The organism is Kitasatospora sp. NPDC058048 (genome assembly GCF_042885555.1).
Taxonomy (GTDB): Bacteria; Actinomycetota; Actinomycetes; order Streptomycetales; family Streptomycetaceae; genus Kitasatospora; species Kitasatospora lactacystinica.
Genome location: NZ_JBHVRT010000028.1, coordinates 50,953 through 65,044 on the forward strand (window position 1 = coordinate 50,953; position 14,092 = coordinate 65,044).

A 14,092-nucleotide genomic window follows, 5' to 3' on the forward strand; every position below is an offset into this window, starting at 1 on the left:
GAGCCTTTCGGGCAGCTCCCCTCAATCTAGGTGCAACCCGAACTCCGGCCTATAGGCGGGCAATGAGCCCCATCTCACACTTTCCTTCACATAAAACACACATAAGTCAAAGCGTGATAAGTCATGGCGAAAAACGAAATGGGCCCCACCCGGAAATCCGGGTGGGGCCCACCGTCTAGCTATCGGCTAGCGGGAAGCGAGAGCCTCAGCTCTGGCCACCGGCCAGCTTCTCGCGCAGAGCGGCCAGGGCCTCGTCGGAGGCCAGGGCGCCCGAGCCCTCGTCGCTGCTGGACGAGTAGGAACCACCGGCGGCAGCGGCGACGGCGTCGCCACCCTCCTCGGCGGCCTGGGCATCGGCCTCGCGGCTCTTGATGACCTGGGCCTGGTGCTGCTCGAAGCGGGTCTGCGCCTCGGCGTACTGGCGCTCCCACTCCTCGCGCTGCTTCTCGAAGCCGGGCAGCCAGTCGTTCGCCTCGGGGTCGAAGCCCTCCGGGTAGATGTAGTTGCCCTGGTCGTCGTACGAGGCGGCCATGCCGTACAGGGTCGGGTCGAACTCGACCTCGGCCGGGTTGGCACCCAGGGCCTCGTTGGCCTGCTTCAGCGACAGGCTGATGCGGCGACGCTCGAGGTCGATGTCGATGACCTTGACGAAGATCTCGTCGCCGACCTGGACGACCTGCTCCGGGATCTCGACGTGGCGCTCGGCCAGCTCGGAGATGTGGACCAGACCCTCGATGCCCTCGTCCACGCGGACGAACGCACCGAACGGAACCAGCTTGGTGACCTTACCCGGGACGACCTGACCGATCTGGTGGGTCCGGGCGAACTGCTGCCACGGGTCCTCCTGGGTCGCCTTCAGCGACAGGGAGACGCGCTCGCGGTCCATGTCAACGTCGAGAACCTCGACGGTGACCTCCTGGCCGACCTCGACAACCTCGGACGGGTGGTCGATGTGCTTCCAGGACAGCTCGGAGACGTGCACCAGGCCGTCGACGCCACCCAGGTCCACGAAGGCACCGAAGTTGACGATCGAGGAGACGACGCCGGAGCGCACCTGGCCCTTCTGCAGGGTGGTGAGGAAGGTCTGGCGGACCTCGCTCTGGGTCTGCTCCAGCCAGGCACGGCGGGACAGGACCACGTTGTTGCGGTTCTTGTCCAGCTCGATGATCTTGGCCTCGAGCTCCTTGCCCACGTAGGGCTGGAGGTCGCGGACGCGACGCATCTCGACCAGCGAGGCGGGGAGGAAGCCCCGGAGGCCGATGTCGAGGATGAGACCACCCTTGACGACCTCGATGACGGTACCGGTGACGATGCCGTCCTCTTCCTTGATCTTCTCGATCGTGCCCCAGGCACGCTCGTACTGAGCGCGCTTCTTGGACAGGATGAGACGACCCTCCTTGTCCTCCTTCTGGAGAACCAGGGCCTCGATGTTGTCACCGACGGCGACGACCTCGTGCGGGTCAACGTCGTGCTTGATCGAGAGCTCGCGGGACGGGATGACGCCCTCGGTCTTGTAACCGATGTCGAGGAGAACCTCGTCACGGTCGACCTTCACGATGACGCCCTCGACGATGTCGCCATCGTTGAAGTACTTGATGGTCTCGTCGATGGCGGCGAGGAAGGCCTCCGCGTCGCCGATGTCGTTGACCGCGACCTGCGGGGTGGTGCTGAGGGAGGAGTCGGTGGGGCTCGTCATTAGGAAAAGGGCTCCGGTACGGACATGAAAGTCGTAGGTAATGCCACGCGGAGGGCCCGTATCGCTCCCACCGAAAGCCGGACAGCCAAGAACACGGCACACCGGGATTCCCGTACAACGAGAACCGGCGTCCGTCTTGCGACCGTGGGGTCTTCGACAGATGCGAGCGCGACCTGCTCCGTCCGAGGCGCGCAGGCCCGCAGCGCAACTTGTAGCATACGGGGACGGCCAGGCACGGTCAATGCCGAAGGACGGCAAGACGGTGGAGCCCGGTACGGATCAGGCCATATCCTCCGAATGCGCGCCTTGCGGCGACACCCGAAGGGGCCACGTCCCCGGATGCCACCGCCAGGATCCGGACCCTGACGGGCCGGTTCGCGGCAGCGGCGCTTCCGCATTCCATACCCTACGCGATGGGCATTGTCACCGTGGCCACCACCCCCCAGTCGGACCTGCACGATCTTGACACCTCCCCCGCGCGGGCCGAGGAGGAGGACGGCGACGACGCGATCCGCCGCGAGGCCGGCACCGGGGAGAGCAGCCGCGCCAGCCGGCACTGGTGGGACCGCAACGCCGACGAGTACCAGGACGAACACGGCGAGTTCCTCGGCGACGACCGCTTCACCTGGTGCCCCGAAGGCCTGGACGAGGCCGACGCCCGCCTGCTCGGCGAGGTGGCCGGCCGGGACGTCCTGGAGATCGGCGCCGGCGCCGCCCAGTGCTCCCGCTGGCTCGCCGCCCGGGGCGCCCGGCCGGTCGCCCTGGACATCTCCTACCGCCAGCTCCAGCACTCCCGCCGGATCGACCTCGGCCGCGGCACCGACCCCGTCGCCGTCGTCCAGGCCGACGCCGCCGTCCTGCCCTTCGCCGACGCCTCCTTCGACCTCGCCTGCTCCGCCTACGGCGCCGTCCCGTTCAGCGCCGACACCACCGCGCTGATGCGCGAGGTCCACCGGGTCCTGCGGCCCGGCGGGCGCTGGGTGTTCTCGGTGACCCACCCGATCCGCTGGGCCTTCCCGGACGAGCCCGGCGTCGAGGGCCTCACCGCGGCGTCCTCCTACTTCGACCGCACCCCCTACGTCGAGCAGGACGAACAGGGCCACGCCACCTACGTCGAACACCACCGCACCCTCGGCGACCGGGTCCGCGAACTCGTCACCGCCGGCTTCCGGCTGGTGGACCTGGTCGAGCCCGAGTGGCCGGCCGGACTGGAACAGGAGTGGGGCGGCTGGTCCCCGCTGCGCGGGCGGCTGATCCCCGGCACGGCGATCTTCGTCACCGAGCGGGGCTGAGCCCCTCCATGAACCCGGCCTGGCGCGAACTGCCCGTCCGCACCGCTCTGCCCGCCCTGCACCGCGCGTTGGACGAACACGGCACCGCCGTCCTCGCCGCACCGCCCGGCACCGGCAAGACCACCCTGGTGCCGCTCGCCCTGGCCGGACTGCTCGATCCGGACGGTCCGGACGGGCCGGTGCGCCGGGTGCTGGTCGCCGAACCCCGCAGGCTCGCGGTACGGGCGGCCGCCCGGCGGATGGCCTGGCTGCTCGGCGAGCCGGTCGGCGGCCGGATCGGCCACACCGTGCGCGGCGAGCGCACGGCGGGCCCGGACACCGTGGTCGAAGTGGTCACCACCGGCGTGCTGCTGCAACGGCTCCAGCGCGACCAGGAACTGCCCGGCGTGGACGTGGTGGTGCTCGACGAATGCCACGAACGGCACCTGGACGCCGACACCGCGCTCGCCTTCCTGCTCGACGTCCGGACGGCGCTGCGACCCGAACTGCGGCTGGTCTGCGCCTCGGCCACCTCCGACACCGAGGCCTGGGCCGAACTGCTCGGCGGCGCGCCCGTGGTGGAGGCGCACGGGACGTCCCACCCGGTCGAGGTGGTCTGGGCGCCGCCGCCGCGCGCCGTCCGGCCCGCCCACGGCACCCGGGTGGACCCGGCCCTGCTCGGCCACGTCGCCTCGACCGTCCGGCGGGCCCTGCACGAGCGCGACGGCAACGTGCTCTGCTTCCTGCCCGGCGTCGGCGAGATCGCCCGGGTCGCCGGGCAACTGGGCGGCGTCACCGCCGAGGTGCTGCAACTGCACGGCCGCGCCCCGCAGGCCGTACAGGACGCCGCCCTCACCCCGTCCCCCGCACGGCGGGTCGTCCTCACCACCGCCGTCGCCGAGTCCAGCCTCACCGTGCCGGGCGTCCGGGTCGTGGTGGACGCCGGACTGGCCCGCGAACCCCGCACCGACCACGCCCGCGGACTGGCCGGACTGGTCACCGTCCGGGCCTCCCTCGCCGCCGCCCGCCAGCGCGCCGGCCGCGCCGGCCGCGAGGCCCCCGGCACCGTCTACCGCTGCTGGAACGAGGCCGAGGACGCCCTCGCCGCCCGCTTCCCCACCCCCGAGATCGCGCTCGCCGACCTCACCCCCTTCGCCCTCCAGGCCGCCTGCTGGGGCGACCCGGACGCCACCGGCCTCGCCCTGCCCGACACCCCGCCCGCCGGGGCGATGGCCGCCGCCCGACAGACCCTCCAGGCCCTCGGCGCCGTCTCCCCGGACGGGCGGGCCACGGCCCGCGGCGTCCGCCTCGCCCGCACCGGACTGCACCCCCGGCTCGGCCGCGCCCTCGTCGACGGCGCGGCGGCGGTCGGTGCGCGGCGGGCCGCCGAGGTGGTCGCGCTGCTCTCCGAGGAACCACCACGCGCGCTCGGCGACGACCTCGGCGCGGTCTGGCGCACCGTTCGCTCCTCCCGGGACCCCTACGCGGGCCGCTGGCGCGACGAGGTCCGCCGCCTCCTGCGCGGCACCGGCTCCGAGCCCGCCACCCAGCTCTCCGACGGCGCCGCCGCCGGCCTCGTCGTCGCCCTCGCCTTCCCCGAACGCATCGCCCGCGCCCGGGTCGACAAGCCCGCCCCCGGCGAGCGCAGCCCGTACCTGATGGCCTCCGGCACGGCCGCCGAACTCGCCCGCGGCACCACACTCGGCGCCGTGCCCTGGCTCGCCGTCGCAGTCGCCGACCGCCCGGCGGGCTCGCACTCGGCCCGGGTGCTGCACGCCGCGGCGCTGAACGAGGACACTGCTCTGGTCGCGGGTGCGGCGCTGCTGACCGCTCGCGAGGAGGTCCACTGGGACACCCGCCGCGGCGAAGTCGTCTCCCGCCGGGTCGAGTCGCTGGGCGCCATCGAGCTCGCGGAGAAGCCCCTCAACCGCCCCGACTCTTCACTCGTCCGGTCAGCCCTCCTCGAAGGCCTCACGCGCGAGGGCATCAGCACGCTGTTGAGCTTCCCGTCCAACCTCCGCGAGCGCCTGGCGTTCCTCCACGCCGCCATCGGAGACCCCTGGCCCAACGTCAGCGACGAGGCGCTGCTGGAACGCGCGGAGGAATGGCTGGAGCCCGAACTCTCCCGCGCCCGCCGCCGCTCCGACCTCGCGAGGATCGATACGACGGCCGCCCTCCAGAGGCTCCTCCCCTGGGCCACTGGCGAGGCCGGCCGCCTCGACGACCTCGCCCCCGAACGCATCACCGTGCCGTCCGGCTCGAAGATACGAGTCGACTACACCACCGAACGCCCGGTGCTGGCAGTCAAGTTGCAGGAACTCTTCGGCTGGACAGCGGCCCCCGCCCTGGCCGGCGGCCGCATACCGCTGACCATCCACCTGCTCTCCCCCGCCGGCCGCCCCGCCGCCGTCACCGGTGATCTGGAGAGCTTCTGGCGCGAGGGCTACCGCGCCGTCCGCGCCGACCTCAGGGGCCGCTACCCCCGCCACCCCTGGCCCGAGGACCCGACCACCGCAGAGCCCACCCGCCGCACCAACACTCGGAAGTAGCAACGGAAGACCCCACTACCCATCTGCCGGCAGTGGGATCTCGGGCAACTCGCACACTCGGCCCACTGAGTTGAACCCGCGATGCCGGGCCCCGGCCTCCGCCGGATCACAGTCGGAGCCAGGGCACCGCTCAGCAGCAGGAATCCGGGCTGTCGGTCATCAGGCCCATTGCGGCGAGCACCTCGGCATGGCCGAGGAAATGCAAGGCCACCTCCAGGCCACCGCCGTCTCCTTCGCCGGCAGCCATACCAATCGAGGACACGGCCCCACCGCCTCCCGTATGACCCAGCTCAAGCCCGTGCAGGGTGCAGAGCCGCTCGTGCGCCGCAGACAGGTACGCCGCCCAGTCGTCGTAGTCCGCGAGGTCCAGGCCGCTCAGTCGGCCCAGCCAGGCATCGACATGAGCCCGCAGAACAACCTCCGGCTCGCGGAAGTCGTGCACCCATCCACACCCCTGCCCGACGCTCTCGTCGGCTCGCAGAATCGGATGGAAGCCCTTCAGCCATGCATCGGCCGCTCCGACGTGGCTCTCGCACACGGTCACCGTCACCGCCGGGCCCGAACCGGCGACAGCCTCCTCAGCAGACTCGAACCCATCGACAACGACCACGGGGACCTCATCGCAACGATGAATGGCCCGCAAGACCTCATTCACTCGCAACTCCCTGACCGAACCAGTAAGCCGCGCAAGGCTAGAGCACACTCTCGCCACCCCGACGTACTTGGTACTTGCCGCCCAACGCAAGGAACGCGCCCGCATCCGCAGCGAGAAGGGCATCCGCTGGGTCGGGCGCCCCTCGACGCCGCAGCCCGACCGACCGCGAACCGCAGCCCCGGAGTGCCGAAAGGGACACGTTCACGAGAAGGACAGCGACAGAAGGACGACTCAGGAGGCGGACGGCTCGATCTCCCCCGCAAAGACGATGACCTGGTCGATGAGGCTCCGCCGCAGATGGACGACGTCCGTTCCCGCCAGGCGGGGGCCTCCGTCCGGCATGGTGAAGACCCACTGGTACCGGGCCCACTCGCCAGGCATGTCCACCGCCGAGCAGCGCGCCATCGTGCCGGTCCCCGCCGGGTGGCGCCGGATGTCCAGCACGAACCGCTCGACCGCCGCGATTCCTTCGCTGCGGCCCAACGGCCCCCAGAAGACCACGTCCGAGGTCAGGGCCTGGGAGAGCAGGGCCGTCACATAGCTGTCGTCCGAGGCGTTGAACGCGGAGATGAACGTGTCGATCGCGGAGCGTGCCGTCTCTTCCTGCATGCCCCAGTAATACCAGCCGTTGCGCGTGCGCTCGTCCCGCGAACCGCGTTCCGATCACCGTGGACCATCCCGGTCACAGCACTGGCGCACCACGGGGATCGCACCGGAGCGCCAGTCGGCCAGCCGCTTGCGGATGTTCGCCACCATCGGCAGCCCATCCGTTTCGGCCGGGGTGAACCACGCCACCCCGTGGGACTCGTCGGACACCCGCAACTCCCCGCCGAGAGGGCGTCCGAGGAGGCAGATGGAGAACTCCTGGCGGACCTCGCCGTCGTCGTAGGCGAAGACGTGGCGGGGGTCGGTGTACGTGCCGACGATCCCGGTGATCTCGACCTCGATGCCTGTCTCCTCGCGCGTCTCGCGGACACCGCACCCGGCGAGCGACTCGCCGCGCCGGACGACGAGCACGGGCGCGGCCTGCTCGTCGTCGACGAACTCGCCGAACGCTGGGGCTGCGAATCCCGCGCCTGCGGCGTCGGCAAGTACGTGTGGGCCCACGTCGCCTCTACTCCAACTCGTCTCCGCTGCGCAGGAAGTCGGCCCCGCCGACTTCCTGCGCACCCCCACAGCCCCGCCATGCGGAAGACCCGATCGTCGCCAAGCTCGCGAACCGGCCCGCAGGCGAGCGCCGGCACCGGATCCTGACTGCCACAGCAGCACCGGGGCGCAGCGAAGAATCTGCGCTAAATCCCGTTAGCTCGAAGACAAGTTGGGGTCTCGGTCGGGCCCGGTTGCGCCCCGGATTGTCGACGCGCGCGTGGACCGGAGGCGCGGTCGGGCCGACAATTCCCGCGTGCTCTCGCGGTTCGTGCACCAGAATGCCCGCATGGAAACGGACACCGTGGCGGAGCTGGTCACGCGGGCACTGGTGGCGGCGCGCGCCATCGCCACCTCGGACGACCCGGACGACCACGACGGCTGGGCCGAGTACGTATCGCTGCTGTGGCGGGCGGCCGCCGACGGGGCGGCGGCGCTGCCGCTCGGCCTGGAGCTGATCGCTTCGGCCGATCCGATCGAGCGCCGGGCGGGCTGCGACCTGTTGCGCGACACCAGCTATCACCACGAGGCGGTCCGCGCCGGGACGGCCACCGCGCTGGTCACCCTGGCACAGCGGGAGACCGAGGCCGGCGTGCTGCGGTCCCTGGCGCGCGCGATCGAGAAGACGTACGACCCGCGCGCCGTGCCCGTCCTCGTCGCCCTCGCCGAACATCCTGACGCCGAGGTCCGCGAGGAGGTGGCCCGCTCGTTCGCGGAGGTCCTCACCGGCCTGTCGGACGGACCGGACATCTGCGCCCTCGTCGGGCTGAGTCAGGACCCGGACCCGGAGGTCCGCAACTGGGCGACGTTCACCCTCGGCGTCCAGGCCGAGGTGGACAGCCCCGCGATCCGGGCCGCGCTCTGGGAGCGGACGGCAGACGAGCACACCGACACACGTACGGAGGCGATCCGCGGACTGGCCTGTCGGCACGACCCCCGCGCCGTGCCGTTCCTGGCCGAACTGGTCGACAACCCCGAGGGCGCCCACCTCCTCACGTTCAGCGCGGCCCCGACCACGGATGCCCTCGAACCGCTGCCGGCCCTCCCGGAGTACGAGCCCGGCGACGACTGGGTCACCGACGCCGTGAACGCCTGCAACCCGGCTCGGCGGGCCCGCCTGGACGCCTTCGCCTGGGAGCTGGTCTGCACGCTCGACCGGGTCCGTCCCGACCTGGGCGCCGCCGTCTCCATGGAACGCTTCGGCTGGGGCCGTTCCCTCGGCGTCGGCGCCGCCTTCGGGCCTTCGGGCTACGACATCGAGGCGCTGCTCGCCCGCGCGGACGGCAACCCCGAGCGCGCTGCCGAGCTGGTCGCGGCCGACCTGCCCGGTTCCCCTCCCGGTCCTCGGTCCCCGTGAGCGAACGCGAGCAGTGACGAGTGATTCCGACGATCCGGACCGGTCGGCGGCCTCGGTGGCGCACGCAGGAAGTCGGCCCCGCCGACTTCCTGCTCCCCAGCACCCCCGCCCCACCAGGGCGGGCCAATGAACGGTTCTGCGCAGCAGTGGAGTTGCCGGAAATGACCCCGGTGGTCCGCCTCGATCCCGGCACCGACCTGCACGGGGGTGCCTCGCCCTACGAGGGGCCTGCCGGCCTCAGCGGCGAGGACCGCCGGTTCGCCGCCGCGCAAACCGTCTGGGGGGCGGGTGGCATCCTGGCGTCGCTGCCGGGGCGCGCCACGTCAACCATCTCGGATTCCGGGCACCCCACACGCTGATCGCCGACGACGAGCACGAGGCGCGGGAGTTCACCGCCGAGCACGCCGCCGGCACGGTCGACGAGCCGGTCGACAAGCCGGTCGCCGAGGCGATCCCCCGCTACCTCTCCGACGTCCGACTGACCTTCGGCACCTTCGACTTCGCCGTCACCGCGGACGGCATGTGGCACTCCCGGAGTGCGACCCGAACGGGCAGTGGTCCTGGCAGCCGGCCGAGATCACCGACGAGATCGCGATCGCGACCAGGGTTGCACGGAGCGGTTCAGCAGCCGCCCGAGTTCGCCGAGCCCGAGCCTCCGGAGATCCACGGCGAGTAGGACGCCGGCGAGGGCTTGGGCCGCACGCTGCGCTTGGTGATCAGTTCGACCTCGACGCCGGCGGGGCCGAGCAGCACGGTCAGGGCCTCCCGCAGGCGCTCCGCGTCGGTGCCGGCGGGCGGCTTCCACACCACCTGCCCGCCGGTGAAGTCCAGCCGCCCGACGAGCGCCTTCTCGACCGGCGCGCGATCGCCCTCGTAGGGCTCCATGATGCTGTGCACCAGCCAGACGGCGGGCAGTTCGGTCAGCGGCCGCCAGTCGTCGGGGCGCCCGCCCCGGACCAGCCGGTAACGCTCCGCCGCCTCGGGCGGGGCGAACTCGATCCGGTGGACGGTGGTCACTTCCATCCGGGCGATCACCGGGACGGCAAGCAGGTACTCGACCCCCACGATCACCCCGACCACCGCGGCGACGGTGCCCCCGGTCGCGCCGAAGAGCCACAGGACGAACGCCACCGTGAACGTCGGCGCGAAGAGCACCAGCGGCGCCTTCAGCGCGCTCCCGACGGCCGTCAGGCAGTACAGCAGCGCACTGCGCCGGGTGCCGCCGCCCTCGCGCAGGACGATGTCGGTCGAGGCGGGGCCGGTGCGCAGGACATCATCCAGAGCCATGCCAGGAGCGTAGGACTGCCGAACAGGACCGGCCAGAGCCCTGACACGGCCAATGCACGCGATACCCGGCGCACCTGATGCACCATCAGTTCGAGGGTGCCGGGCCGGGGCAGCCTCACTCCAACCCGGGCGCCGTCCCGGAGGGCGAGGCCCACCAGGTCGAGGGTGTCGCGGTGACATAGCCCAGCGACTCGTACAGCGGTCTGCCCAGCTTCGAAGCGGTGAGCGTGGCCGGCAGGTCCGCCAGGTGGGCGAGGGCGCCGAGCATGACGGCCCGGCCCACGCCACGCGACCGGAACGCCGACGACGTACCGACCCAGTAGTGGCTGCCGACGCCGTCGGCCACGACGCTGACGCAGGCTCCCGCGGCCACGCCGTCGAGCGTGGCGACGAACACGTCCACGCCGGACTGTTCGATCAACGCCGTCGGGAACAGCTCGCCGGGTCGGTGGGGCTCGAACCCGTCCAGCTCGAAGCCCTCGATCACGACCCGCTCGGCCGCCTGGAGGTCCTCGGACTGCCGTACCCGGATCACGTCCAGCGCCGGTTCTCCGACGGGCCCGGGCTGGCGCAGCATGATCGGCATCTGCCAGTTGCGCATGCCGAGGTGGTTCAGGTCGGTCGAGCTGAACGGATCCTCGACGTTCACGGGGCCCGCGGCCCGGCGCGTCAGCTCGCTCACCTCGGCCAGTTCGCCCGGGTCGAGGTCGGGCTCCTGGATCAGGATCCGCAGTCCTGCACGCGCGTCGCCGTCGACCGCGACGAATCCGCGACGCCGGATCACCTCGTGTCCCCGGCAGAGGCCGGTGAGGGTCCAGTAGGCGGCGGAGTTCCGGGCTTGACGCATCGGCGCCTCGGCCAGGGACACGGGCTGGTCGGTCGACGTGGGTCCTGTTGTCATTGTGCCTACGGTAGTGGGGAATTGACCCATCCTGCCGGACCAATTCCCCGCGGGCCGACTGGGCCACTCTTCGAGCCCGGCCGCCCGGCGAGCCCGAGCGTCCCGGGGCCCGCGCTCATCGGGCGGCCCGACCTGCGGTTTTCCCGGTGCACGCCGCCCACCCGCGGGTGAACCAGCGGGGACAGCGTGGCGCGGGAGGTCCCGGCCGGCCCGATCGCGGCGACGATGCCGAGCGGCACCGCCGGCGGGCCCCCGCCGCGACGGCGAGCAGGATCGCGGGCAGGCGGAGGACGCCGAGCAGCCCCGGAGGGACGAGGGCCGGGAGGGCCTGATCGAGCGCCGGGTGCCCGCGCTCGCGACGCGAGTCGCCGTCCTCGGGCAGGACGGGGCCGGTGGTGGAGGGGGTGGTCCGCAGGATGCCTTCCGGGGCCGCGGCCCGAAGCTCAGGACCGCCGACCGCTTCCGGTCAGGGTGCCGGGGTGGCGGAACGGGCCCGGACACTCGCGTGCCCGGGCCCGTGCGACAGCGGTGCCGTCAGTGCGCGGCGGCCTCCCAGTTGGGGCCGACGCCGACCGAGACGTCCAGCGGGGCGCGCAGCGGGTAGGCGCCCGCCATCTGCTCGCGGACGACGGTCTCGACCTGCTCGCGCTCGCCCGGGGCCAGCTCCAGCACGATTTCGTCGTGCACCTGGAGCAGCATCCGGGAGGTGAGGCCGGCCGCGCGCAGCGCTTCGTCGACCCTGAGCATGGCGATCTTGACGATGTCGGCGGCCGAGCCCTGGATCGGGGCGTTGAGGGCCATCCGCTCGGCCATCTCGCGGCGCTGGCGGTTGTCGCTGTTGAGGTCCGGCAGGTAGCGGCGGCGGCCGAGCAGGGTCTCGGTGTAGCCCGTCGCCCGGGCCTCGTCGACGACCCGGCGCAGGTAGTCCCGCACGCCGCCGAAGCGCTCGAAGTAGGTGTCCATCAGGCCCTGGGCCTCGGCGGGCTTGATGCCGAGCTGCTGCGAGAGCCCGTACGCGGAGAGTCCGTACGCCAGGCCGTAGGACATCGCCTTGATCTTGCGGCGCATCTCGGCGTCCACCGCGGCGCGCGGCACCTCGAAGACCTGGGAGGCGACGGTGTTGTGCAGGTCCTCGCCGGAGGCGAAGGCCTGCAGCAGCGCCTCGTCCTCGGACAGGTGGGCCATGATCCGCAGTTCGATCTGGGAGTAGTCGGCGGTGAGCAGCGACTCGTAGCCCTCGCCGACGACGAAGGCGCGGCGGATCGCCCGGCCCTCCTCGGTGCGGACCGGGATGTTCTGCAGGTTCGGGTCCTGCGAGGAGAGCCGGCCGGTGGCGGCGACCATCTGGTTGAAGGTGGTGTGGATCCGGCCCTTGGGCGAGACGGTCTTGAGCAGGCCCTCGACGGTGGTGCGCAGCTTGGCCTGGTCGCGGTGGCGCAGCAGGATGACCGGCAGTTCGTTGTCGGTCTGGGTGGCCAGCCAGGTGAGCGCGTCGGCGTCGGTGGTGTAGCCGGTCTTGATCTTCTTGGTCTTGGGGAGCGCGAGCTCGCCGAAGAGGATCTCCTGGAGCTGCTTGGGCGAGCCGAGGTTGAACTCGTGCCCGGCGGCGGCGTGCGCCTCCTCCACCACGCGCTGGATCTCGGTGGCGAACTGGGCCTCCAGGCCGGTGAGCCACTCGCGGTCGGCGGCGATGCCGTAGCGCTCCATCCGGGCCAGCAGGGCGGCGATGGGCAGTTCCATGTCGTGCATCAGCTCGGCGGCGCCGACCTCGCCGAGGCGGGTGTCGAAGAGCGCGGCGAGGTCGAGCACGGCGCGGGCCTGGAGCATCAGCGACCGGGCGGCGGCCGTCTCGTCCTCCTCCGGTGCGTCGAAGGAGAGTTGGCCGCTCTCGGTGGCGGGGGCCGGGGTGAGCGAGCGGGCCAGGTACTCCTCGGCGAGCACCTCCAGGGTGAAGGTGCGGCGGCCGGGCTTCTCCAGGTAGGCGGCGAGCGCGGTGTCGGCGACGACGCCCTCGATGGTCCAGCCGCGCTCGGCGAAGGCCCGCATGACCTGCTTGGCGATGTGCAGGGCCTTGGGGGCGCCGGCGTCGGCGAGCCAGGCGGCGAAGGCCCGCTCGTCCTCCTCGGCGAGCAGCGCCGGGTCGAACCAGGCGGCCGTCTCTCCGGCGGCGAGCGCCACTTCGGTGACCTCGCCGGCGCCGAGCGCCCACTGGTAGACGGCGGCGAGCGCGACGGTGGTCTTGCCGTCGGAGGCGTGCTCGGCGAGCCAGGCGGCCAGGGTGCCGGGGTCGGTGAGGAGTTCGCCGTCCACCTCGACGCCGGGGGCGAGTTCGGCTTCGGCGGCATCCGAGCCGGTGGTCGGGTCGATGCCGAAGACGCGGTCGCGGAAGTTGGCGTTGCGGAACTCCAGCGACTCCATCAGGGAGCCGACGGCGTCCTTGTCGAACGGCTTGCGGTCCAGGTCGGTGACGCCGAGCGGGAGTTCGACGTCGCGGACCAGCTCGGTGAGCACCCGGTTGCGCTTGACCGAGTCGAGGTGGTCGCGCAGCTTCTCGCCGATCTTGCCCTTGACCTCGTCGGCGCGGGCGACGAGTTCGTCGAAGGAGCCGAACTGGTTGACCCACTTGGCGGCGGTCTTCTCGCCGACGCCGGGGATGCCGGGGAGGTTGTCGGACGGGTCGCCGCGCAGCGCGGCGAGGTCCGGGTACTGGCGCGGGGTGACGCCGTACTTCTCGGCGACCTTCTCCGGGGTGTAGCGGGTGAGCTCGGAGACGCCCTTGGTCGGGTAGAGCACGGTGACGTGGTCGGTGACCAGCTGGAGCGAGTCGCGGTCGCCGGTGACGATGTCGACGTCGTAGCCGGCCGCCTCGGCGGCGGTGGCCAGGGTGGCGATGATGTCGTCGGCCTCGAAGCCCTCGGCCGTCAGCCGGGGGACGTGCATGGCGTCGAGCAGTTCGCCGATCAGGCCGACCTGGCTGCGGAACTCGTCCGGCGTCTTGGCGCGGTTGGCCTTGTAGTCGGGGAACTCGACGGAGCGGAAGGTCTGCCGGGAGAGGTCGAAGGCGACGGCGAGGTGGGTGGGCTGCTCGTCCCGGACGGTGTTGGCGAGCATCGAGGCGAAGCCGTAGACCGCGTTGGTGGGCTGGCCGGTGGAGGTGTTGAAGTTCTCCACGGGCAGGGCGTAGAAGGCCCGGTAGGCCATCGAGTGCCCGTCGAGCAGCATCAGCCGGG

Annotated in this window: 11 protein-coding genes and 1 pseudogene; 5 read left to right on the forward strand and 7 right to left on the reverse strand. The window is 71.9% G+C overall.

Translation table 11 applies throughout. The features are described 5' to 3' along the window. Nucleotides 1-205 precede the first annotated feature (205 nt). Nucleotides 206-1,696: a 30S ribosomal protein S1 gene (rpsA, locus tag ACFVVA_RS26905; RefSeq protein WP_316520647.1), complete on the reverse strand. Its 1,491-nt coding sequence runs from the start codon at nt 1,694-1,696 to the stop codon at nt 206-208. Nucleotides 1,697-2,109: 413 nt separating this feature from the next. On the opposite strand from rpsA, the gene ACFVVA_RS26910 reads away from it, so the two are divergent. After that, nucleotides 2,110-2,988, forward strand: coding sequence for a class I SAM-dependent methyltransferase (locus ACFVVA_RS26910; RefSeq protein ID WP_387693401.1), 879 nt, complete (start codon nt 2,110-2,112; stop codon nt 2,986-2,988). A gap of 8 nt (nt 2,989-2,996) precedes the next feature. Beyond that, nucleotides 2,997-5,516: an ATP-dependent helicase HrpB gene (hrpB, locus tag ACFVVA_RS26915; protein ID WP_387693403.1), complete on the forward strand. Its 2,520-nt coding sequence runs from the start codon at nt 2,997-2,999 to the stop codon at nt 5,514-5,516. Between the two features lie 130 nt (nt 5,517-5,646). On the opposite strand, the gene ACFVVA_RS26920 is transcribed toward hrpB, so the two are convergent. After that, nucleotides 5,647-6,171 (reverse strand): hypothetical protein, encoded by a 525-nt coding sequence (locus ACFVVA_RS26920; RefSeq protein WP_387693405.1) that lies wholly within the window; start codon nt 6,169-6,171, stop codon nt 5,647-5,649. Nucleotides 6,172-6,241: 70 nt separating this feature from the next. Here ACFVVA_RS26920 and ACFVVA_RS26925 point away from each other — a divergent pair. Further along, nucleotides 6,242-6,319, forward strand: a pseudogene (locus tag ACFVVA_RS26925) (integrase); the annotation flags it as partial. 83 nt (nt 6,320-6,402) lie between these two features. On the opposite strand, the gene ACFVVA_RS26930 reads toward ACFVVA_RS26925, so the two are convergent. Together ACFVVA_RS26930 and ACFVVA_RS26935 are read right to left on the reverse strand one after the other, a co-directional pair. Further along, nucleotides 6,403-6,780 (reverse strand): nuclear transport factor 2 family protein, encoded by a 378-nt coding sequence (locus ACFVVA_RS26930; RefSeq protein ID WP_387693407.1) that lies wholly within the window; start codon nt 6,778-6,780, stop codon nt 6,403-6,405. Nucleotides 6,781-6,834: 54 nt separating this feature from the next. After that, nucleotides 6,835-7,278 carry an NUDIX hydrolase gene (locus tag ACFVVA_RS26935; protein ID WP_387693408.1) on the reverse strand — a complete coding sequence of 148 codons (444 nt, stop codon included), beginning with the start codon at nt 7,276-7,278 and terminating at the stop codon, nt 6,835-6,837. A 328-nt stretch (nt 7,279-7,606) separates the two neighbouring features. Between ACFVVA_RS26935 and ACFVVA_RS26940 the strand changes: the two genes are divergently transcribed. Further along, nucleotides 7,607-8,674 (forward strand): HEAT repeat domain-containing protein, encoded by a 1,068-nt coding sequence (locus ACFVVA_RS26940; RefSeq protein ID WP_387693409.1) that lies wholly within the window; start codon nt 7,607-7,609, stop codon nt 8,672-8,674. Nucleotides 8,675-8,835: 161 nt separating this feature from the next. After that, the gene (locus tag ACFVVA_RS26945; protein ID WP_387693410.1) at nt 8,836-9,033 is read left to right on the forward strand and encodes a hypothetical protein; all 198 of its coding nucleotides are present in this window, start codon (nt 8,836-8,838) and stop codon (nt 9,031-9,033) included. A gap of 262 nt (nt 9,034-9,295) precedes the next feature. Here the strand turns inward: ACFVVA_RS26945 and ACFVVA_RS26950 are convergent, their stop codons facing one another. From ACFVVA_RS26950 to polA, 3 genes are all read right to left on the reverse strand, one after another. Beyond that, nucleotides 9,296-9,961, reverse strand: a complete 666-nt coding sequence (locus tag ACFVVA_RS26950) for a hypothetical protein (RefSeq protein ID WP_387693411.1) — start codon at nt 9,959-9,961, stop codon at nt 9,296-9,298. A gap of 115 nt (nt 9,962-10,076) precedes the next feature. Further along, entirely contained in the window at nt 10,077-10,862 is a 786-nt protein-coding gene (locus tag ACFVVA_RS26955; protein WP_387693412.1) for a GNAT family N-acetyltransferase, read from the reverse strand. A 534-nt stretch (nt 10,863-11,396) separates the two neighbouring features. Continuing rightward, nucleotides 11,397-14,084, reverse strand: a complete 2,688-nt coding sequence (gene polA, locus ACFVVA_RS26960; protein ID WP_387693453.1) for a DNA polymerase I — start codon at nt 14,082-14,084, stop codon at nt 11,397-11,399. Nucleotides 14,085-14,092: the final 8 nt, after the last annotated feature.